Origin of the sequence: Shewanella sp. SR44-4 (assembly GCF_014163715.1) — a bacterium.
Classification (GTDB): domain Bacteria; phylum Pseudomonadota; class Gammaproteobacteria; order Enterobacterales; family Shewanellaceae; genus Shewanella.
Genome location: NZ_JACJDU010000010.1, coordinates 66,719 through 89,052, shown reverse-complemented (window position 1 = coordinate 89,052; position 22,334 = coordinate 66,719). Strand labels below are relative to the sequence as shown.

23 protein-coding genes are annotated in these 22,334 nt (G+C 41.8%); all 23 read left to right on the top strand.

Annotation, left to right across the window (positions count from 1 at the left end; genetic code table 11):
• A partial coding sequence (locus tag H5125_RS22160) for a flagellin (protein ID WP_259395407.1) occupies positions 1-300 on the top strand: 300 nt, incomplete at its 5' end.
• A gap of 250 nt (positions 301-550) precedes the next feature.
• The gene (locus H5125_RS07050; RefSeq protein WP_182743875.1) at positions 551-943 is read left to right on the top strand and encodes a flagellar protein FlaG; all 393 of its coding nucleotides are present in this window, start codon (positions 551-553) and stop codon (positions 941-943) included.
• Between the two features lie 76 nt (positions 944-1,019).
• A complete protein-coding gene (gene fliD / locus H5125_RS07045; RefSeq protein WP_182743874.1) occupies positions 1,020-2,387 on the top strand; it encodes a flagellar filament capping protein FliD in 1,368 nt (455 codons plus the stop codon).
• A 120-nt stretch (positions 2,388-2,507) separates the two neighbouring features.
• Positions 2,508-2,840 carry a flagella biosynthesis chaperone for FliD, FliT gene (locus H5125_RS07040; RefSeq protein ID WP_259395406.1) on the top strand — a complete coding sequence of 111 codons (333 nt, stop codon included), beginning with the start codon at positions 2,508-2,510 and terminating at the stop codon, positions 2,838-2,840.
• A gap of 8 nt (positions 2,841-2,848) precedes the next feature.
• Complete coding sequence (gene fliS, locus H5125_RS07035) at positions 2,849-3,253, top strand: flagellar export chaperone FliS (protein ID WP_182743873.1); 405 nt, start codon at positions 2,849-2,851, stop codon at positions 3,251-3,253.
• A 652-nt stretch (positions 3,254-3,905) separates the two neighbouring features.
• A complete protein-coding gene (locus H5125_RS07030) occupies positions 3,906-5,336 on the top strand; it encodes a sigma-54 dependent transcriptional regulator (RefSeq protein WP_182743872.1) in 1,431 nt (476 codons plus the stop codon).
• A gap of 370 nt (positions 5,337-5,706) precedes the next feature.
• On the top strand, positions 5,707-6,960 hold the full coding sequence (locus H5125_RS07025; RefSeq protein WP_259395405.1) for a PAS domain-containing sensor histidine kinase: 1,254 nt from the start codon (positions 5,707-5,709) through the stop codon (positions 6,958-6,960).
• Entirely contained in the window at positions 6,953-8,302 is a 1,350-nt protein-coding gene (locus tag H5125_RS07020) for a sigma-54 dependent transcriptional regulator (RefSeq protein WP_182743871.1), read from the top strand. The genes H5125_RS07025 and H5125_RS07020 overlap by 8 nt, the downstream gene beginning before the upstream one ends.
• Before the next feature lie 260 nt (positions 8,303-8,562).
• On the top strand, positions 8,563-8,904 hold the full coding sequence (gene fliE, locus H5125_RS07015) for a flagellar hook-basal body complex protein FliE (RefSeq protein WP_101085397.1): 342 nt from the start codon (positions 8,563-8,565) through the stop codon (positions 8,902-8,904).
• Between the two features lie 71 nt (positions 8,905-8,975).
• Positions 8,976-10,655, top strand: a complete 1,680-nt coding sequence (gene fliF, locus H5125_RS07010) for a flagellar basal-body MS-ring/collar protein FliF (RefSeq protein WP_182743891.1) — start codon at positions 8,976-8,978, stop codon at positions 10,653-10,655.
• Positions 10,648-11,703 (top strand): flagellar motor switch protein FliG, encoded by a 1,056-nt coding sequence (gene fliG / locus H5125_RS07005; RefSeq protein ID WP_101085394.1) that lies wholly within the window; start codon positions 10,648-10,650, stop codon positions 11,701-11,703. Before fliF ends, fliG begins: the two co-directional genes overlap by 8 nt.
• A gap of 162 nt (positions 11,704-11,865) precedes the next feature.
• Positions 11,866-13,095 (top strand): flagellar assembly protein FliH, encoded by a 1,230-nt coding sequence (gene fliH / locus H5125_RS07000; protein ID WP_182743870.1) that lies wholly within the window; start codon positions 11,866-11,868, stop codon positions 13,093-13,095.
• Complete coding sequence (gene fliI, locus H5125_RS06995; protein WP_101085390.1) at positions 13,076-14,416, top strand: flagellar protein export ATPase FliI; 1,341 nt, start codon at positions 13,076-13,078, stop codon at positions 14,414-14,416. Before fliH ends, fliI begins: the two co-directional genes overlap by 20 nt.
• A gap of 5 nt (positions 14,417-14,421) precedes the next feature.
• Positions 14,422-14,868, top strand: a complete 447-nt coding sequence (gene fliJ / locus H5125_RS06990; RefSeq protein WP_011636660.1) for a flagellar export protein FliJ — start codon at positions 14,422-14,424, stop codon at positions 14,866-14,868.
• A gap of 306 nt (positions 14,869-15,174) precedes the next feature.
• Complete coding sequence (locus tag H5125_RS06985) at positions 15,175-16,686, top strand: flagellar hook-length control protein FliK (protein WP_182743869.1); 1,512 nt, start codon at positions 15,175-15,177, stop codon at positions 16,684-16,686.
• Between the two features lie 93 nt (positions 16,687-16,779).
• The gene (gene fliL, locus H5125_RS06980) at positions 16,780-17,301 is read left to right on the top strand and encodes a flagellar basal body-associated protein FliL (protein WP_162022663.1); all 522 of its coding nucleotides are present in this window, start codon (positions 16,780-16,782) and stop codon (positions 17,299-17,301) included.
• A gap of 29 nt (positions 17,302-17,330) precedes the next feature.
• Positions 17,331-18,359, top strand: coding sequence for a flagellar motor switch protein FliM (gene fliM, locus H5125_RS06975; RefSeq protein ID WP_182743868.1), 1,029 nt, complete (start codon positions 17,331-17,333; stop codon positions 18,357-18,359).
• 11 nt (positions 18,360-18,370) lie between these two features.
• Positions 18,371-18,754 carry a flagellar motor switch protein FliN gene (gene fliN / locus H5125_RS06970; protein WP_011636664.1) on the top strand — a complete coding sequence of 128 codons (384 nt, stop codon included), beginning with the start codon at positions 18,371-18,373 and terminating at the stop codon, positions 18,752-18,754.
• A 93-nt stretch (positions 18,755-18,847) separates the two neighbouring features.
• A complete protein-coding gene (gene fliO / locus H5125_RS06965) occupies positions 18,848-19,249 on the top strand; it encodes a flagellar biosynthetic protein FliO (RefSeq protein WP_182743890.1) in 402 nt (133 codons plus the stop codon).
• Positions 19,249-20,010, top strand: a complete 762-nt coding sequence (fliP, locus tag H5125_RS06960) for a flagellar type III secretion system pore protein FliP (protein WP_162022664.1) — start codon at positions 19,249-19,251, stop codon at positions 20,008-20,010. Before fliO ends, fliP begins: the two co-directional genes overlap by 1 nt.
• 12 nt (positions 20,011-20,022) lie before the next feature.
• Positions 20,023-20,292, top strand: a complete 270-nt coding sequence (fliQ, locus tag H5125_RS06955; RefSeq protein ID WP_011636667.1) for a flagellar biosynthesis protein FliQ — start codon at positions 20,023-20,025, stop codon at positions 20,290-20,292.
• A gap of 3 nt (positions 20,293-20,295) precedes the next feature.
• Positions 20,296-21,099, top strand: coding sequence for a flagellar biosynthetic protein FliR (gene fliR / locus H5125_RS06950; RefSeq protein WP_101085381.1), 804 nt, complete (start codon positions 20,296-20,298; stop codon positions 21,097-21,099).
• A gap of 9 nt (positions 21,100-21,108) precedes the next feature.
• Positions 21,109-22,242 carry a flagellar biosynthesis protein FlhB gene (gene flhB, locus H5125_RS06945; protein ID WP_101085380.1) on the top strand — a complete coding sequence of 378 codons (1,134 nt, stop codon included), beginning with the start codon at positions 21,109-21,111 and terminating at the stop codon, positions 22,240-22,242.
• Positions 22,243-22,334 lie beyond the last annotated feature (92 nt).

The following is a 22,334-nucleotide window of genomic DNA, read 5'->3' as shown; positions in this document are numbered from 1 at the left end:
GGCATTAACTTGAGCACTCAGGATGGTGCTCAAGATGCGATTAGTATTATTGATGCGGCGATTGCGAGTATTGACAGTCAGCGCGCTGATTTGGGTGCGGTGCAAAACCGGATGAACTTTACCATTAGCAACCTAAGTAACGTACAAACTAACGTAACCGATGCGCGTAGCCGTATTCAAGATGTGGACTTTGCGGCAGAAACCGCGCAGTTAACTAAGCAGCAGATTTTATCGCAAACCTCTTCTGCGATGTTAGCTCAGGCTAACCAGTTACCACAGACTGCGCTATCTCTTCTATAATAGGCTTTACTATAATAGTCATCCCTATAACAAGAGATACTATTAATAGCGATTAGCGAGTGTAAAGGTAACAGATAGGGAGGGTCGCTTGCGATTCTCCCTTTTATGTTTTTAAACCTATGATAAATCAAAATGCTTATCTACCGTTTGGCGTGATGCTTAATGTAATCGTTATTGGCATTAAACATTAGGATGATGACAAAAGCGGTGTAATAATTGCATTGGTTTATTAGCGTGATCGAGGTGTGTCATGGATGTTAATGTAGCAGGTTCAAATATCAATTTACGAAAAGATGGATTGTCTAATCTACTCGATAAGCAGTCTACTGTTGCTAATGCAGGTTTGCCTGTTGATGGTATACAAAAGCCGGGTGATAACAGTCGCACTACAGAACAAGTTAATCAGGCCACTAAGGTCGATTCTGAAGAGCTTAACCAAGCAGTGAGCGACATTGCCGCCAGTATGAATGTGATGCAAAAAGGTTTAGCCTTTAAAGTAGATGAAGAGTCTGGGATTCAAATTGTAAAAGTGATAGATGTGACTACCGGTGAGTTAATTAGGCAAATTCCCAATGAAGAAGCCTTGGATATTGCTAAAAAATTAAATGAAGTGACTGGTTTGTTGATGAAAACTGAAGTTTAGTGACTCTTTTTTGGTAAGTGTTTTGATTCAGTATTATTTGGGTAAGCTTTTAACGCTATAAACAGTAGAGGTTATTATGGGATTAACATCAGTAGGTATAGGTTCTGGCCTTGATATTGGCGGTATTGTTACTGCGTTGGTTAATGCAGAAAGCGCCGGCAAAATAGCTAGGTTTGATGTTAATGAAGGTAAGATTAATGCAGAAATTTCTGGTATCGGCTCCTTAAAAAGCGCCATGTCAGAATTTAAAAGCAAATTAACCACCTTGACCAAAACTGAGACGTTTAGCAGCCAAAAAGTAGCGGCGTCAACAAAAGAGTACCTTACTGCAACAGTTGATAAAACAGCTGTGTCGGGTAGTTATCAGGTTAAAGTTGAGCAATTAGCCCAAAACCAAAAAGTCGGTTCAGCTGTAGTTGTCGATAATGATACCACCATTGGTACTGGCTCATTATCCATTGTGGTTGGTAGTGGCGATAGCTTTAATATTGATGTTGAAGCAACAGACACATTGACTGAAATTATGAACAAAATTAACAGTTCAGATGATAACAATGATGTTACTGCCACTATTATTAATGGAGAGTTAGGCCCGCAATTAGTGCTCGGTTCAAAAAATTCTGGTGAAGAAAATACCATTAGCGTTACCGCAACCGACAGTGATGGTAATTCCGGCTTAACCGATACGTTTTCAATGACAGAGATAACAGCTGCAAAGAGTGCCATCGTTTATATTGATGGTGTAAAAGTGGTATCTCAAACCAATGAAATTGAAGAGGGAATAACTGGGGTTTCGCTTAAGCTAACTGCAGCAGATATTGATAAAGCCACCACACTCACCGTAAGTAAAGATACCGCTAAAACCAAAACAGCAATTGAAGGTTTTGTTTCTGCTTATAACTCAGTGATGACCACCATTCAAAGCTTAACTAGTTATGACGCAGATACCGGGCAGGCGGGTATTTTACAAGGTGATACATTACCTCGAAGCATACAAAGTCAAATGCGCAATATGCTGTCTAGTCAATTCAGCACTTCTGATGGTAATCAAATGTTAGCTAACTTTGGTATAACCACCACCACTAAAGGTTTGCTCGAAATTGACTCAACTAAGCTAACTGAAATGATTGCGAGCGACAAAGGCGCTATTGCTGAGATGTTCAGTACTGAGGATTCTGGACTGGCGAGTAAAATGTCTTCTTTGATGGATGGTTATGTTAAAACCGGTGGCATCATGGACAGCCGTGATACTACACTGGATGAGCAACTCAGCCGTCTTGGTGATAGCCGTGAGCAATTAAATACCCGCATGGAAGCCTACAGTGCACGTTTATATACTCAATTCAATGCGATGGATTTAGTTGTGGCAAGCTTAAATGCACAAGCCGGTGATATACAATCGCGTATAGATTCATTGCCTGGTGTAGTGAGAGATAATAACTAAGCAGTTAGAGTCGTTATTAGTATTTGGTTTAATGTTGGTAACTGTTAGTGGGTCGCTCTGTCGTTTTTTTGACTCATGGTTGGTTAAATGAATTTTGAAGGTATTTAAAGAGGTCTTAGGTTGACATACTCACTGAATAGAATAAATGATGTTAATAATAAGCTTATGTATATTATTGATAAAATTGAAAATTCGAAGCCTGAAGATGAAGCTGTTTCTGATCTGGTATCAGAATTGCAATCACTTATTGAAATGCGTCAAAGTTTATTACATGCCTTGGTGGCTGACATTAATTTTACTGACAGAGAGATACTCGAACAGCAGTATGATTTAACTCAGACACTAATAAAACAAAGCCAAAAAATTATGGATTTTAGGCAAACGTTATTACAGGCAGGCAATACCACAAAACGCCAAATTAATGTATATAAAGTAATCGATTCAAATAGGTAGGTATCAATATGCGCGGATCAATGCAATCATATCGTAAGGTTTCAGTTGACAGTAATCTGGCTGTGGCAACACCACATCGTATTATTCAAATGTTATTAGCGGGCGCACTAGAACGCTTAGCTCAAGCCAAATTAGCCATAGGAAACGGTGACATTGCCAACCGAGGTATGTTAATTGGTAAAGCTATGGGGATTGTTAATGGCCTTAATGGTAGTTTAAATATGGATGCTGGCGCTGATGTCGCCGGTAATTTGACTCAGTTATACGATTACATGTTGCGTAGAATGTCCGAAGCCAATCTCAATAACGACTCGCAAGCAATTGACGATGTGGTGTCGATTTTAAAAACCATTAAAGAAGGTTGGGATGCAATTCCTCAAGATATGCATGAGTTAACCGCTGAGCCTAGTTAATCGTTACCGAATACTGTATTTAACCTAAAAAAGGCGCCTAGCGTCTTTTTTGCTGTCTGGCTTAGTATTTAATTCAAGAACATCATCTATTTGCCGTGAGAGAGTGTTTCTAGCGAGTCGATATCTAACCTCACCACCAAAACAAAACTTGCTCCATTAGAATTTTTGAATGAAAAACCATCATTTTCAATATAAAATGCTATCTGTTGTAGATAAAATGTAACTGATGCTTGCTTATAGTGGGCTGATAATACAATATTTAACCTCAACTCGGGTTAAGATGTGGGTTATGTAAGGCAAAATGACAGCATGCGGCCTATTTCATATCAAACTTGTCATTTGTTTTGCTAACAAGGCGCAGTCTCTTATTACTAGCTGCGCCAATAGCTAGCCTATTGCAAGTCAATGCAACACAGTTAGCGAGACAAAGGGCTGTTTGATAACCGTTTATTATCCCTAGCTGAGGTTATTTACCATTGAGTTCGTTTTTCTTCACTGTATTTAGCGGATTAACGATCCTGTTTTAGGAATAATGCTAGAATAATGGCTGTGCTGTTAGTTTTTATGACGGCAATGTACTTTGGTTTATGTGGCGATATGCGGCATAATCATCCCGAATCAATACCTATAACAAGAGCTTTTGGCCTTCTGAATGATGCAAATAGAACAAAGAATTTTAATTGTCGGTACCCCATCAGAGCGCGTGACTCGTTTGTGCTGCATTTTCGAATTCCTAGGTGAACAGTGCGAAATTGTCTCTAATGAATCTTTTTTAGCCCTGATCGAGCAATCTCGGTATCGCGCGGTTGTCGTGTTTGATGAAAACATCAGCGTCGAGAGTATCAAAAACATAGCCGCTATAGTGCCCTGGCAACCGATGTTGTTATTAGGCGATACTGATGCCAATGTATCCAACATGCTCGGAACAATTGAAGAGCCGATAAATTACCCGCAATTGACTGAACTGCTGCATTTTTGCCAAGTTTTTGGCCAAGCCAAGCGAGAACACACTTTAACTAATGGTAATCAAACCAAACTATTCCGAAGCTTAGTCGGCCGCAGTGAAGGTATTGCTAAAGTCCGCCATTTGATTAACCAAGTTTCAAGTTCTGATGCGACCGTATTAGTATTGGGTCAATCGGGTACCGGTAAAGAAGTTGTAGCGCGTAATATTCATTATTTATCTGAACGACGTGATGGACCGTTTATTCCGGTCAATTGTGGTGCGATTCCTGCTGAATTACTTGAAAGTGAATTGTTTGGCCATGAAAAAGGCTCTTTCACTGGGGCGATATCATCTCGTAAAGGCCGTTTTGAATTGGCAGAAGGTGGCACGCTATTTTTAGATGAAATTGGCGATATGCCGCTGCAAATGCAAGTTAAGTTGTTACGTGTGTTGCAAGAAAAGGTATTTGAACGTGTCGGTGGCAGCAAAACAATTGCTACTGATGTGCGTATCGTTGCCGCAACGCATCGTGACCTTGAAACCATGATTGTGGATAACACATTTCGTGAAGATTTATATTATCGACTCAATGTGTTCCCAATTGAGATGCCAGGTTTAAGTGAGCGTCGTGACGATGTGCCGCTACTGTTGCACGAATTAGTTAGCCGAGTGTTTAATGAAGGCCGCGGTAAGGTCCGTTTTACTCAACGTGCGATAGAATCGTTAAAAGAACACCCTTGGTCTGGTAATGTGCGTGAATTATCAAACTTGGTAGAGCGTTTAACCATCTTGTTTCCTGGTGGATTAGTCGACGTTAATGATTTACCGCATAAGTACCGTTACATAGAGGTACCAGAATATTGTGTTGAAATCAGTGAAGAACAATTGGAGCGCGATGCTTTAGCTTCAATATTCAGTGATGAAGAACCTGTTGAAATACCAGAAACGCGTTTCCCTAGTGAATTGCCGCCAGAAGGGGTTAATTTAAAAGACTTACTAGCGGAATTAGAAATCGACATGATCCGTCAAGCACTTGAGCAGCAAGACAGTGTGGTAGCAAGAGCCGCCGAAATGTTGGGTATTCGCCGTACAACATTAGTCGAGAAAATGCGTAAATATGGTTTGAGTAAAGACTAGACCATTATCTGAATTTTGGATTTTATAAAAACACACCCTCAGGTGTGTTTTTTCGTTTATCAGTAACTGAAAAATTAATGATCTCATGTTTCTAGTGCTTGAGATAATAGCTTGGCACAGCAAATATTTTTAACTTGAGAAGTAATATATTGTTACCGCTAGATAGTATTGCGATTAAGTAGTTTTATTGAATGCTGGCCGAAATATTGGTTTTGCAAAATGTGGTAAGGCCAATGAACTAAACTCATAAGTATGTTGCTTTATCACTGGCTTAAAACACGGTCTGCCGATGCTTCTATTACTATAAGAAATTGCTTGGCACAGTAAATGCATTCAGCTAGTCAAATGTTATTTTTTTGACGGAGCGACCATGTATTTAGCACGAGCGTTAACACATACAGATCATTCAGACTATGAGTTACCTGTGTCAGCTTCGTCTATCACCACAACTGATACAGAGGCGGAATCGCCAGCTATTGGGGCTAATTCAGTACAGCAACGCAATGTGAACTTTGCTGCCAGCTTTGCTAGCAGCTTAGTCACTAACTCAGTCACTAATTCTGCCACTAACTCAGTAACTAACTCAGCCACTCCGGTTATCAGTACTTATTCTAGTAAGGCCGCCAATATGTCAAATCAAATGGCGCATATTCTTCAAGCCATGCCATCTGGTGTGGTGATCCTTGATGGTGACGGTGTGGTTACGTTAGCCAATCCAGTTGCAACCGAACTCTTAGGACGACCTCTGCAGGGGGCCCGTTGGTTTGATATTATTCATCGTGCTTTTGCCCCACAAGATGATGACGGCCATGAAGTGTCGCTTAAAAATGGTCGACGAGTAAAATTGGCTATTACGCCATTAGCGCCTGAACCTGGGCAGTTAATTGTGTTAACCGATCTCACCGAAACGCGTTTATTGCAGAAAAACCTGTCTCATTTACAACGTTTATCAGCATTAGGCAAAATGGTGGCGACATTAGCACATCAGGTGCGCACCCCATTGTCTGCCGCTTTGCTGTATGCCTCTAATCTTGCTAGCCCTAAATTATCTGATTCTGCCCGGTCTAAGTTTCAATCTAAATTGGTCGACCGGCTTAATGAGCTAGAACGTCAAGTTAATGACATGTTGCTAATGGCAAGGGGACGTCAGGATGGGATGGCTGAATCAGTCTCAATGGACGAAATAATTAGTCAAGTAATGGCCAGCTGCGAACCGATTGCCGATAAAAAACATTGCCAGCTTGTTGTGGAAGATACTTCACATTCATTGATGCTTGCCAATGCTAATGCACTTAGTTCTGCAGTTAATAATCTAGTGATGAATAGCATTGAAGCGGGCGCCACAAAAATAAAGGTCAGTGCCAGCGAGACACCTGATGGGCTATTGTTAGATGTCATCGACAATGGCAAAGGGCTCGAGCCGTCAATGCAACAACAAATCCTTGAACCCTTTTTTACCACTAAAAGCCAGGGTACAGGGTTAGGTTTAGCGGTTGTGCAGTCGGTAGTGCGTAACCATGGTGGACAAATTCAATTGTCGTGTAAGCCGGGTATGGGTTGCCATATTAGATTGAGCTTTCCACACATGAACAAAGCAAGTCATCAGGAGGTGAAGCGTGGCTGAAGCAAATATTCTATTAGTTGAAGATGATGCTGATTTACGTGAGGCATTGCTTGATACCCTCATGCTTGCCCATTACGACTGTATTGATGTAGGTAGCGCTGAAGAGGCCATTTTGGCCCTAAAAGCCAACCAATTTGATTTGGTGATTAGCGATGTGCAAATGGACGGTATTGGTGGCATGGGCTTGTTAAGCTATTTACAACAAAACCAACCTAAATTGCCAGTATTGTTAATGACTGCTTATGCCACTATTAACAGTGCCGTGAGTGCGATGAAATTAGGCGCGGTGGATTATCTTGCTAAACCGTTTGCGCCTGAAGTGTTATTGAATCAGGTGTCACGCTATTTACCTTTAAAACAAAATCATGATAAACCCGTGGTAGCAGATGAGAAAAGTTTAGCACTGTTGTCGCTGGCTCAACGGGTAGCTGTTTCAGATGCATCGGTAATGATTATGGGTCCTAGTGGCTCAGGTAAAGAAGTGTTAGCGCGCTATATTCACCAACATAGCCAACGCCATGATCAGCCGTTTATTGCGATTAACTGCGCAGCAATACCTGAAAATATGTTAGAAGCCACTTTATTTGGTTACGAAAAGGGCGCATTTACGGGCGCTTATCAAGCCTGCCCAGGTAAGTTTGAACAAGCTCAAGGCGGCACGATATTACTTGATGAAATATCTGAGATGGAACTTGGCTTACAAGCTAAATTACTCAGGGTATTACAAGAGCGCGAAGTAGAGCGTTTAGGTGGCCGTAAAACCATTAAACTTGATGTTCGAGTGTTGGCAACCTCAAACAGAGATTTAAAAGCGATGGCAACATCAGGTGAGTTTAGGGAAGATTTATACTACCGAATTAATGTGTTTCCGTTAACGTGGCCCGCGCTGCATCAACGTCCGGCAGATATATTACCGCTGGCGCGCCATTTGCTGATTAAACATGCTAAAGCATTTAATATGACTTCTGTACCTAAACTTGATGACGCTGCCACTCGGCGTTTATTAACTCATCGTTGGCCCGGTAACGTGCGCGAGTTAGATAATGTTATTCAACGAGCACTGATATTACGGGTTAATGATGATATTGGTGTCAATGACATTATTTTAGATTGTGCCGATGTTAATTTGGTTGCAACAGAATATGTTGATGCGGATAAACCTGCCGAAGTTGACGGTTTAGGTGACGAATTAAAAGCCCAGGAACATGTCATTATTTTAGAAACCCTTAATCAATGTCAGGGCAGTCGGAAAATGGTCGCTGAAAAACTTGGTATAAGCGCCCGTACGCTACGTTATAAAATGGCCAAAATGCGTGATATGGGTATTCAATTACCTGCTTAACATAAATGCCCGTCAACTAATTGTTAGTTAACATTATGATTTTATAGTCTAATAAGTCTATTTTTTATCGTTCACCTACGTGAAAGTGACCTGTTTGTTTTAATGGATAGGTTACTTTTGCTTGTGCTTGTGCTTCTGCTTGTGTTCTCCCCCTCTTTTATCGCCGAATCTTTTACTAATTGTAATACTGGCATCTAAATTGCTTTAACTCCTTATCAGTTATTGTTGTCGTCAAAAAGTCGACGAAAGGGAGTTACACCATGCAGATTAGCGCAAATCCATTAATGCAAGAAATGCAATCGCTTCGCGGCGAAATAGCCCCTTCTATTGGTTCATCAATTCGTCCCAACCTTACCCAGCAAGTGAATAACACCACGGGTGCTGATTTCAGTCAGCTATTGTCTCAAGCGGTGGGTAGCGTTAATGAGCTGCAACAAGCATCTTCAAGCTTAGCCACTCGTTTAGACATGGGCGACACCACGGTGACGTTGTCTGATACCGTTATTGCGCGTGAAAAAGCCGGCGTTGCCTTTGAAGCAACGGTGCAAGTACGTAATAAGCTCGTCGATGCTTATAAAGAAATTATGAGTATGCCTGTTTAGTCGCAGACGGTTTTGAGCACTAAATAACATAACAACATTAGATATAGCAGGTACGTATTGTGAGCACAGACATTATGGTAGGTTCGGGTTCAACAGCCGATGGCGGTGTCCAACAAGAGAACAAATCTGGACTTCTTGGTGGCGTTGGTGGTGCAGATATGATGCGCCAAGTCATCATGATTCTGGCATTAGCAATATGCCTTGCTATGGCTGTTTTTGTGATGATGTGGGCTCAAGAGCCTGATTATCGCCCACTTGGTAAAATGGAAACGGCTGAGATGATTCTCGTCTTAGACGTGCTTGATAAAAACCAAATCGATTATCAAATTAACGTCGATGTGGTTAAAGTGCCTGAAGATAAGTATCAAGAAGTTAAATTACTGCTCAGCCGTGCCGGTATTCAAAGTAGTACTCAAGCAAATGATTACTTAAACCAAGATAGTGGTTTTGGTGTCAGTCAGCGTATGGAACAAGCCCGCTTAAAACAAAGCCAAGAACAAAACCTAGCCAGAGCCATTGAAGAGTTAAAAAGCATTAGTCGTGCGAAAGTGATATTAGCGTTACCAAAAGAAAATGTTTTTGCCCGAAATGCATCTAAACCCAGTGCCACAGTGGTCGTTAATGTACGTCGTGGTGGTTTGGGCCAGGAAGAGATTGATGCCATTGTTGATATCGTAGGCTCTGCTGTTCAAGGGCTTGAACCTACTCGTGTGACGGTAACCGATTCAAATGGGCGCTTACTCAATTCAGGTAGTCAAGATGGCGCGTCTTCTAGAGCACGTCGCGAGCAAGAGCTAGTACAACAGCAAGAGGCTGAATACCGTAAAAAAATCGAATCAATCTTAATGCCAATTTTAGGACCTGAGAATTTTACTTCTCAAGTCGATGTGAATATGAACTTTACCGCAGTAGAGCAAACCGCGAAGCGTTTCTCTCCTGATTTACCGGCGATTCGCAGTGAAATGATCATTGAGAGAAATTCATCTGGTCAAAACTCTGGCGGTATTCCTGGTGCGCTAAGCAATCAACCGCCGATGGAATCTGATATTCCGCAAGTGGCAGGTGAAGCAACAACCTCAACCATGTCTGGTGACTCATCAAAAGAAGCCACGCGTAATTATGAATTAGACACTACCATCAGCCATACTCGTCAACAAATTGGGGTGGTTCGTCGTGTTAGTGTGTCTGTTGCGATTAATTTTAAACCTGGCCAAGTCGATGAGAATGGCCAAGTCACTCGCGTGCCGAGAACAGAACAAGAATTAACTAATATTCGCCGCTTATTAGAAGGCGCGGTAGGTTTTAGTACCCAGCGTGGTGATGCGCTAGAAGTGGTAACGGTGCCGTTTATGGACCAGTTAATTGAAGCACTACCTGAGCCAGATATGTGGGAGCAGCCTTGGTTCTGGCGTGCAATTAAATTGGCATTAGGTGCAATTGTTATTTTAGTGCTCATTCTCGCCGTAGTGAGACCTATGCTTAAGAAGCTAACCAATCCCAATGGCATCAACATGCCTGACGATATTCGTCCAGGACATGAGTTAGCTGAAATTGAAGATCAGTATGCAGCAGATACCTTAGGTATGCTTAATACCAAAGAGGCGGAATACAGTTATGCTGATGATGGGTCAATTCAAATACCTAATTTGCATAAAGATGATGATATGATTAAAGCAATTAGAGCGTTAGTGGCAAATGAGCCCGAACTTTCCACTCAAGTGATTAAAAACTGGTTACAAGACAATGGCTAATGAAAAAAAAGATAAAGCAGCTAAAGCAGAGAAATCAACAGCATTTGACCCCGAGTTAATTACTGGTGTTGAAAAAACGGCTATTTTACTGCTCAGCTTGAGTGAAGCAGATGCGGCGTCAATTTTAAAACACTTAGAGCCTAAGCAAGTGCAAAAAGTGGGTATGGCGATGGCAGCAATGGATGACTTTGGTCAAGAAAAGGTCATTGGCGTTCACCAATTATTTTTAGACGATATTCAAAAGTTTTCTTCTATTGGTTTTAACAGTGAAGAATTCGTCCGTAAAGCGTTAACTGCAGCATTGGGTGAAGATAAAGCCGGTAATTTAATTGAACAAATTATCATGGGCAGCGGAGCTAAAGGTCTGGATTCATTAAAATGGATGGATGCACGTCAAGTGGCCACCATTATTCAAAATGAACATCCGCAGATTCAAACAATTGTATTATCGTATTTAGAACCCGATCAAGCTGCTGAAATTTTTAGTCAGTTCCCTGAAAATACCCGTTTAGATTTGATGATGCGTATTGCCAATCTTGAAGAAGTTCAGCCTGCGGCATTGCAAGAATTAAACGACATTATGGAAAAACAATTTGCGGGTCAAGGCGGTGCGCAAGCGGCTAAAATGGGTGGCCTAAAAGCGGCTGCTAATATCATGAACTACCTCGATACCGGTGTTGAGAGTCAAATCATGGAAACCATGCGTGAGTCAGATGAAGAAATGGCGCAGCAAATACAAGACATGATGTTTGTGTTTGAAAACCTCATTGACGTTGACGACCGCGGTATTCAGGCATTGTTACGAGAAGTACAGCAAGATGTGCTGATGAAAGCACTCAAAGGTGCGGACGAAGCGTTGAAAGAGAAAATTCTGGGTAATATGTCTAAACGTGCAGCTGAATTGCTCCGTGACGACTTAGAAGCTATGGGACCCATCCGTATTAGTGAAGTTGAAGTGGCACAAAAAGAAATTCTGTCTATTGCCCGTCGACTCAGTGACAGTGGTGAGATTATGCTAGGCGGCGGCGGTGGTGACGAGTTCTTGTAACCATGCGCATATTCATTAGTGTGACAGTACTGGCGGGTATTTCTATTTGGATATCTGTCAGCTATCTGTATTATTAGGTTGTTAGTAGTACACTTAATACCGTGTGCTACTGTTAATATTTTTGTTTTGAGCCAATGTTTTTAACAACACAAGTGATGAATTATGCCTGAATCAAAACCGCCTAAAGATCCACTCACTACCGATAGCGAGGCTGAATTTAGTCATTGGCAGCTACCTGATATTACCAAAGATAGCAGTCTAGAACCTTCAAATTTTTTTGGACATTTCGCTGAAGCTCACACACCTAGTCCTGTTACTGGGGCTGAGAAGTCTATGGCGCCACCGACGATGGCGCAAATTGAAGAGATTCGTGCTGCAGCTGAGCAAGAAGGGTTTGAACAGGGTAAGCAAGACGGTCATCAACAAGGGTTAGAGCAAGGGCGTTTAGAAGGACTGGAGCAAGGTCATCAACAAGGTTTTACTCAAGGCGAGCAACAAGGATTAGAAGCTGGGCAAATTAAAGCCAATGAGCTTATAGCACAACTTAACCACATTATTTCCCAATTCGAGTTGCCATTATCCATTTTAGATAATGAAATTGAAGCGGAATTGTTGGCCATGACAATCAGTTTAGCCAAATCGGTTATCGGCCATGAGCTTAAGACTCATCCAGAACATATATTATCGGCGCTACGTCAAGGCGTTGACGCACTTCCATTAAAAGAACAGTTGGTTAAACTACGCTTTAATCAGGCTGATGCTGAACTCGTAAACCAATGTTACAGTGCCGAGCAACTGCAAAAAAATCAGTGGCAAATCGATATCGATCCGACGTTATCTAATGGTGACTGTATGATTGAAAGCGTTCGTTCTGCTGTCGATTTACGGGTAGAACAGCGTATTAGCCAAGTGTTTAGTGAGTTAGACGCTCAGTCGAATCAGTTAGCTAAAAATGTCCAGCAGCAAAAATCAACTCATCCACAATATCAAACCACAGCAGTCGATAATTTCAATGAACATCAGCAAGCCGCAGAACTTGCTGGCACAACCGATAATACTGGTCGAGCTGATAAAGCAGATATTGGCCAAGATCATTTTACAGATCATCAGTCAGAGCTGGGTGCTGATGCGGTTACTGAACCGTTAGTTCAACAAATGGATACTTCTTCGGCAGTGTCAATCGATGCTGAAGACTCTGATGTTGTTGATTCTGATGCCGGTGTAACTCTCGATACAAGCACGACGTTCAATACAAGTGCGCCTCTTAATTCAAATGCGCCTCTTAATTCAAATGCACAAGCCGATACCTCAACAGCTGGTAAAGTCGCAGACGCTCAGCAACAGACGAAAGACCTATCTCAAGGAAATACCGATGAGCACTCGTCAACATAAACTACTGAACAAATTCGCGGTACATCATAAACACGTGTTACCGCTGCGACCAGTTGCAAGCGGCCAGTTAGTTAGGGTCGTTGGTTTAACGCTTGAAGCGACTGGATGCCGCGCGCCTGTTGGTAGTTTATGCTCTATTGAAACCATGGTTGGCGAGTTGGTTGCTGAGGTTGTCGGCTTTGATGACAAATTACTGTATTTAATGCCTATTGAAGAGCTCAGAGGCGTTTTACCAGGTGCCCGTGTAAAGCCTTTAGGTGAACAATCAGGATTAAATGTAGGCTTGTCATTATTAGGCAGAGTATTAGACGGTAGCGGCGTGCCGTTAGATGGTTTAGGCCCGCTTAATACAGATCAACATGCATCGCGTCATGGTCCTTATATTAATCCATTATCTCGACGAGCGATTACTGAACCGTTAGATGTCGGCGTTCGTGCCATCAACTCGATGTTAACGGTTGGTAAAGGGCAGCGAATGGGCTTGTTTGCCGGTTCTGGTGTGGGTAAAAGTGTGCTACTTGGCATGATGACACGAGGATCGAAAGCCGACATTATTGTGGTGGGGTTAGTGGGCGAGCGTGGTCGTGAAGTTAAAGAGTTTATTGAAGAAATTTTAGGTAAAGAAGGTCGTGCGCGCTCAGTCGTTGTGGCTGCACCAGCGGATACGTCCCCGTTAATGCGTTTACGAGCCTGTGAAACTTCCACGCGTATCGCCGAGTATTTTAGAGATTTAGGTTACGATGTATTATTGCTGATGGACAGTTTAACGCGTTACGCACAAGCACAACGAGAAGTCGCTCTTGCTGTCGGCGAGCCACCTGCCACCAAAGGCTATCCACCTTCAGTATTCGCTAAGTTACCGCGTCTGGTCGAGCGAGCGGGTAATGGCGGAGCTGGACAAGGTTCGATTACCGCTTTTTATACGGTATTAACCGAAGGTGACGACCAACAAGATCCTATCGCCGATGCTTCTCGAGCAATTTTAGATGGTCATATTGTATTATCTCGTCAGCTTGCTGATTCGGGCCATTATCCCGCTATTGATGTAGAAGCATCAATTAGCCGTGTCGCGCCAATGGTGATCAGTGAAGAACATTTAGAAGCGATGCGTAAAGTTAAACAGATGTATTCGCTGTATCAGCAAAATCGCGATCTGATTTCAATTGGGGCGTACTCACAAGGCAGCGATCCTAGGATTGATAATGCCATACGCTTACAACCTGCAATGAATGCCTTTTTGCGGCAGGGGTTTAAAGACCCGGTGACGTTTGAAGAAAGCCGAGTCATGTTGACTCAAATTGCCGCACAGTGTCAGGGATAATATCAATGACTCGAACTGACCCACTACTGACGGTATTGAAGTTAGCTACCGCAGCAGAAGACCAAGCGGCATTACAGCTTAAGTCTGCGCAATTTGAAAAACAAAAACGCCAGGGGCAGTTGGACGCGCTAAACAACTATCGTTTAGATTATATGAAGCAGATGGAAGGGCACACAGGGACTACATTACGTGCTAACCAATACCATCAATTTCATCAATTTATTCGCCAAGTCGATAGCGCTATTACCCAGCAAGTTGCCGCGGTTAAAGATGCTGAAAAACAAGTCGGTTATCGTCAAATTCATTGGCAAGAAAAACAACAAAAACGCAAAGCGGTAGAGATGCTATTAAGCCAAAAAGCAACTAAAGCTATGGTGATAGAAGCTAAGCGCGAACAAAAAATGTCGGATGAATTTGCTATGCAGCAATATTTTCGCCGAAATCTTAAATAACACTACCTGCCAAATGACTCTCTAGTCCTAATATCGTTTTACGGTTAACTTTTTTCATTACTCTTTTTGTTTATTTAATCCACCGAAAAATTAACCAGTTAATGAGTATTGGCATTTAAATTGCTTATTATCAATAATTGAAATGAAAATCGTCAGCGAAGCGACAGTGAATTCCTATTTATAAGGTTTTCATGATGACCTTATTGATATAGCGAAATAAACCGTTATATGACGCATAAGGTTTGAATACTGAGCAATTTTTAGATGACCAATAACTTAACCTTGTTTGATTGAGTGGAGTAGATTATGCAGCAGATGAGCAATATCTTACTTGGCAGTAGCAGTAAATCTGCCGATGTGAGTACGAAGGGGAATGTACAAGATGTTGAAAATACATCATTCTTATCTGCTTTCAATCAGGCGAGTGAATCCGATCTTGTTATACGGCGCAGTGGTAATACAGCGCAGGTGTCAATGGATGCTGAAGTGGACAAAACCAGTGTTGCCTTAGCAAACGAGTTGTCTACCGAAGAAAATGCTGATGCGGAATTGATTTTTGCTCAACTTAATATGGCAGATTCATTTAATAAACGTCATTCCTCTGGCGGAAATGAATTGCCGCATGTCGATAAATCTGAAATTTATTTTGACGCAGTATTTTCCACTGAACCCAAAAGCAACACAACAGATGTTGATCTTGACAGTGATATTATTGAGCTTGCTGCTGATGTTTCTTCTATTAAAGATGTTCTTTCTCAGCTTAGTCCAGAAGAGCTTGACAACTTAATGGCATTTGCCGATTTATCTGTACAAGATTTACACGCTCTAGACAATCAAGATTTAAGTAAATTACTTAGTGACTTCAATTTACAAGCACAGGTTATGACTAGCAGTAATGAATCGCCTGATAGTGAGCTTAATAGTGAAGAACAGAGCCAAATTGATAAATCAGTTGTCACAAGTGTAGCTGTTCAAGGCCAAGTTAGTGCGACAAACCAGAGTTTAGCAACCGCTAAAGTCGATAAAACTGTTGCTTTAAGTTCTGGCGTTAGCAGTTCTGCAGCGTTAACTGCAGCTACATCAGCGATGACAATTGACCCTGAGACCATTTTAGGTGACAAAACTCGTATTGATGGCAACATCCAATTAGACACTGACAATGCCAAAGTACTCGCAAAAGCTGATTTTTCGGTGGTCCTAGATTCCTTAGCGGCAAAACGCGCCTCCGGTGATCCTTCAACCGCTGTAAATCAAACTAGTTTTGGATTAGATACTCTGGCTGACATCGGTGACACTGACAGTAAGGCGTTACAAAATCAGAGTAGCTTTACCTCGGTTCATAAAAGTGATGTTCCACAATTTCAGCTATCGTTAAGACCACAGGGAGAGCCTGGTGCTCAGATGCAAGAGATGATCCAGCGTTTTTCTCCTGTAATGAAACAGCAGTTAATAACCATGGTCAGTAATGGTATTCAACAAGCTGAAATTCGTCTTGATCCACCAGAACTTGGACATTTAACGGTTAAAATTCAAATCCATGGCGATCAAACTCAAGTACAGTTTCATGTAGCGCAGTCGCAAACCCGCGATATAGTTGAACAAGCTATGCCTCGATTACGCGATATGCTGGCTCAAGAAGGATTGCAACTGACAGACAGCCAAGTGTCCCAAGGTGATGGTGGTAGTGAACAACCGCATGAACAATCATCTAATCAAGGTGGGGGAGACAGTCAGTTGGATGAAATTTCAGCACAAGAGGTCAGCTTGATGACAAATCCATCAAGGAGTTTACATTCAGCTATAGATTATTATGCTTAAGCAGGTAACCTATAGCAATAATATGACTTTTCAATAAAAGCTGACTACTTAGCTAAGTTTCAATATTAATCACAATGTTGATTAGGAACCAGAATGCCTGAACAAGAATTAGAATTGAATGAAGCCGCTGAAGGCGGAAAAAAAAGCAAAAAATTAGTCATCTTTGGTGGCATTGGTTTAGTGTTGGCTTTGCTTATTGGGGGCGGCGTGTGGTTTTTTATGGGCTCTGATGAACCTGAAAATACTGACTCTCAGACAGAAACAGAGACATCTACAGATGCCAAACCTATGTCGATGGAAGAAGCTAATTATGTCGGTATGCCGAGACCTTTCCTATTTAATTTGCCCGGCGTTGACCGAGCTCGACTGGTTGAAATTAAAGTTCAATTAATGGTGCGTGGTGATGATAGTGTGCTTACACAAAAACATATTCCATTGATTGAAGATGCATTACTAACTACTTTTAGTGCAGCTGACGTACAGAAACTCAGTACCCAAGCCGGTAAAGATGAGCTACGTCAGTTAGCGTTACTCAATGTTCAAAATACGCTGCAACCAATAACAGGCAAGAAAGTTGTTGAAAAAGTCCTGTTTACTGGCTTTGTAATGCAATAACCAAAAGCATTAACTGCTAAGGCGATGATGTGAGTGATTTATTAAGCCAAGATGAAATTGATGCGCTTTTGCATGGTGTTGATGATGTTGATGATGATGAAATAGAAGAGAGCAGCGCTGATGCGCGTTCTTATGATTTCTCTTCTCAAGATCGAATTGTGCGTGGCCGTATGCCCACGCTTGAAATCGTAAATGAGCGATTTGCACGGCATTTACGCATCAGTATGTTTAACATGATGCGTCGCGCAGCCGAAGTGTCGATCAATGGCGTACAAATGCTGAAGTTTGGCGAGTATGTACATACTTTATTTGTGCCAACCAGTTTAAATATGGTGCGTTTCAGTCCACTTAAAGGCACTGCATTAATCACCATGGAAGCACGTTTAGTCTTTATTCTGGTAGACAATTTCTTTGGTGGTGATGGCCGTTTTCATGCCAAAATCGAAGGCCGTGAATTTACACCAACAGAACGTCGTATTGTACAGTTGTTGCTTAAAATTATTTTTGAAGATTATAAAGAAGCGTGGGCACCAGTAATGGATGTGGAGTTTGAGTACCTCGACTCTGAAGTGAATCCTGCAATGGCGAATATTGTCAGCCCGACAGAAGTGGTCGTGATTAATTCGTTCCATATCGAAGTTGATGGCGGCGGTGGTGATTTCCACATTACCATGCCGTATTCGATGATTGAGCCCATTCGTGAATTACTCGATGCCGGTGTTCAAAGTGATAAACAAGATACTGATATGCGCTGGTCGCAAGCATTACGTGATGAAATCATGGATGTGCAGGTCGGTTTTGATGTCAACGTTGTTGAACATGAAGTGACATTACGTGATGTGATGGGGTTTAAAGCTGGGGATATTATTCCGATAGATTTACCTGAACACATTATGATGCGAATTGAAGGTTTACCGACTTATCGTTGTAAAATGGGTAAATCGCGCGATAATTTAGCATTAAAAATCAGTGAGAAAATTCCGCGGCCAGAAACGGTTAAAACAGAGATGCAATTAGTGACTCGCAAAGGCAAGTCGCGTGATATTTCAGATTTATAAGGTGAAGTAGAATGAGCACAGAAGATACAGGCGATGACTGGGCCGCAGCAATGGCAGAACAAGCTTTAGAAGAAGCTGAACACGTTGAGCTTGATGAATTAGTCGATGATTCCAGACCTATCACGAAAGAAGAAGCTGCCAAGTTAGACGGTATTCTAGATATTCCGGTAACGATTTCCATGGAAGTGGGTCGCAGTTTTATTAGTATCCGTAATTTACTCCAGCTCAACCAAGGTTCGGTGGTCGAACTTGATCGTGTAGCCGGTGAGCCTTTAGACGTTATGGTTAATGGAACCCTGATTGCTCATGGTGAAGTTGTGGTAGTGAATGACAAATTTGGTATCCGTTTAACGGATGTTATTAGCCAAACAGAACGTATCAAAAAACTTAAATAACTAAAAAATATAATAAACAATAATATAGCAAAGATTGGCGTGTGTTGAGCTTTGCTAAGTTAGTTGCTCAAACAAGGAATAGCAGTGGCGAATATGATACTAATGCTGAGCATTATGAGTGAGGCGTTAAGCGTCCCTGAAGTGTCTAGTACTCTGGCTAAAAATGCCTCTGCTCATCCCTCTGAAGTGTCTAATGTGGCAACATTAGCTAATATGGTTGGTGGATTAATTGTCGTATTAGCGCTTATTTTTTTGTTAGCTTATATTGTAAAACGTCTTAAGTTAGTGCCATCTAATGGCGGTGTGATTAAAACGATTGCAGTAACTCCCATCGGTCAACGTGAAAAAGTGGTATTGGTGGAGGTCAATGGCCAGCAATATCTACTTGGTGTAACCTCGCAACAGATTAATCTGATTGATAAGTTAGCCACCCCCGTCGACGTTCCCATTTCTTCGTTTGCTAGCCGTCTAAAACAAGCCAAGGAACAGCAATAATGAATAAGTACACAACAGCATTGGTATTGGCGATGATGGCGCTAGTGGCAATGGTTTTATCGCCTTCAGCACTGGCTCAAGATGGGGTGTTACCTGCGTTAACGGTTACAACAGCCGCAGACGGAACAACTGAATATTCGGTAACAATGCAGATTTTATTGCTGATGACAGCAATGAGTTTTATTCCTGCAATGGTGATAATGCTCACTTCATTTACCCGCATCATTGTGGTGCTATCGATATTAAGACAAGCTTTGGGTTTACAACAAACACCCTCGAATCAGGTATTGATCGGCATCAGTTTGTTCATGACGTTTTTTATTATGGCACCGGTTTTTGATAAGATTTATGCTGAAGCTGTAGAGCCTTATATCAATGAAACCATGACCTTAACGCAAGCTTATGATGTTGGTAAAGAACCCATTAAAACATTTATGCTATCGCAAGTGCGTACCACAGACTTACAAACATTTATTGAAATTTCTGGTTACAAAGACATTCAATCTCCTGAGCAAGCACCAATGAGCGTGGTGATCCCAGCGTTTATTACCAGTGAACTTAAAACGGCGTTCCAAATTGGCTTTATGCTGTTTGTGCCTTTTTTAGTACTCGATTTGGTCGTCGCCAGTATTCTAATGGCCATGGGTATGATGATGTTGTCACCGATGATTGTGTCACTGCCATTTAAAATTATGTTGTTTGTACTCGTCGATGGTTGGGGCTTAGTGATGGGCACATTAGCGAATAGTTTCGGAATATAAGGCCGCGTATTTATGTCTCCAGAATCGCTCATTGATATCTTTCGAGAAGCACTGTCAGTTATCGTACTGATTGTGTCAGCGATTATTTTACCCGGCTTATTCATCGGTTTAATTGTGGCGGTATTTCAGGCCGCGACATCTATTAACGAACAAACCTTAAGCTTTTTACCACGTTTATTGGTGACGTTATTCGCGTTGATGTTTTTAGGCCATTGGCTAGTACAAACCATGATGGATTTTTTCTTTGAGATGGTTAATCTCATCCCACAGGTTATAGGTTAAGCCATGGATATTTTGTTTGATGAAATCAGTCAAACAATTGCCGCATATCTTTTGCCGTTTTTCCGTATTTCATCCATGCTCATGGTGATGGCGGTATTTGGCGCCAATACGACTCCCGCTCGAGTTCGATTGATGTTATCCGTGGCGATAACGATGGCCGTTGCGCCTATTTTACCCCCTATTGAAAATGTCGAGCTACTGGCATTGAGTTCAGTTTTTGTCATTGTTCAGCAAATTTTAATTGGCGTCACCATGGGATTTGTAACCTTAATGGTGATGCAAACATTTGTATTAACAGGGCAAATAATTGGTATGCAAACCAGTTTAGGTTTTGCCTCCATGGTCGACCCCGGTTCTGGTGAGCAAACGCCTGTTGTGAGTAACTTTTTCCTATTATTAGCAACACTTATCTTTTTAGCTGTTGATGGCCATTTGTTAATGATACGGATGTTGGTGGCCAGTTTTGAAACTATTCCTATTTCAAATCAAGGTATATCACTCGCTAATTATCGTGCGCTTGCTGATTGGGGTAGCTTTATGTTTGGTTCGGCATTAACAATGTCGATTTCGGCTATTGTGGCGTTGTTATTAATCAATTTATCCTTTGGTGTAATGACTCGCGCCTCGCCTCAGTTGAATATTTTCTCTATTGGTTTCCCGGTCACTATGGTTAGTGGTTTGTTGATTTTGTGGTTAACGTTAGCACCTATCATGGCGCATTTTGATGAAGTGTGGATGGCTGCTCAGTTACTTATGTGTGACGTTTTGCAACTTCAATGTCAACTTAATGGCTCAGTGGTATTTTAAGGGGCACATATGGCAGAAAGTGACAGCGGTCAAGAACGCACAGAAGAACCCACATCCAAGCGACTTGAACAAGCTCGAGAAAAAGGTCAAGTCGCTCGCTCTAAAGAGTTAGGTACCGCAGCGGTACTGCTTGCTGCATCTGTTGGGTTTTCGATGACAGGTCCTGCTATTGCCAAAAGCCTCTATACCATTATGGAGCAGATATTTTCCATGGAGCGCGATCAGATTTTTGATACTAACTCCATGTTCCGTGTGTGGGGGGTCGTCGGCAATGAGCTCGCAGGGCCATTAATTAGCTTTATTGCTTTGTTGGCGTTTGTGTCTTTCCTAGGCAATATTGTGCTAGGTGGCATGTCTTTTTCAGTCAAAGCGTTTATGCCTAAAGGCAGTAAGTTAAACCCCATGAACGGCTTTAAGCGTATGTTTGGCACCCAGGCATTGGTAGAGCTTACTAAGGGGATTGCTAAGTTTTCGGTGGTAGCATTATCGGCTTATTTTTTACTAAAATTTTATTTCTACGATATTTTGACTCTGTCCAGTGATCATCTCCCGGGTAATGTATACCATGCGCTAGATTTACTTATTTGGATGTTCATCTTACTTTGCAGCTCGATGTTATTAATCGTTATTATTGATGTGCCATTTCAAATTTGGAATCACAATAAACAGTTAAAAATGACCAAGCAGGAAGTCAAAGACGAGTATAAAGATACTGAAGGTAAACCTGAGGTTAAAGGCCGCATAAGACAAATGCAGCAGGAGATGGCACAACGACGCATGATGACCGAGGTGCCTAATGCGGATGTTATTGTGGTTAACCCAGAACATTATGCAGTGGCAGTTAAATACGATGTAAGCCGATCATCAGCCCCTTTTCTAATCGCTAAAGGTGTCGATGACGTAGCCTTTAGAATACGAGAAATAGCTCGAGAGCATAACGTTGCTATTGTATCGGCCCCGCCGTTGGCTCGTGCTATTTACCACACGACTAAAGTGGATCAACAAGTGCCAGAAGGCTTATTTACTGCTGTTGCGCAGGTCTTGGCTTATGTATTCCAGCTTAGGCAATATCAAAAAGGTAAAGGTCGTAGGCCAAAACCTATCCCGCTTAAACAACCCATACCAGATGATTTAAAGCACTAATAACTAATCTATTTTAGATAGATAACATTTATGGCTTAATTTTTGCTTTGTATGTTTATTAGCGTCAAATAACAGTCCATTGACGCCGTGAT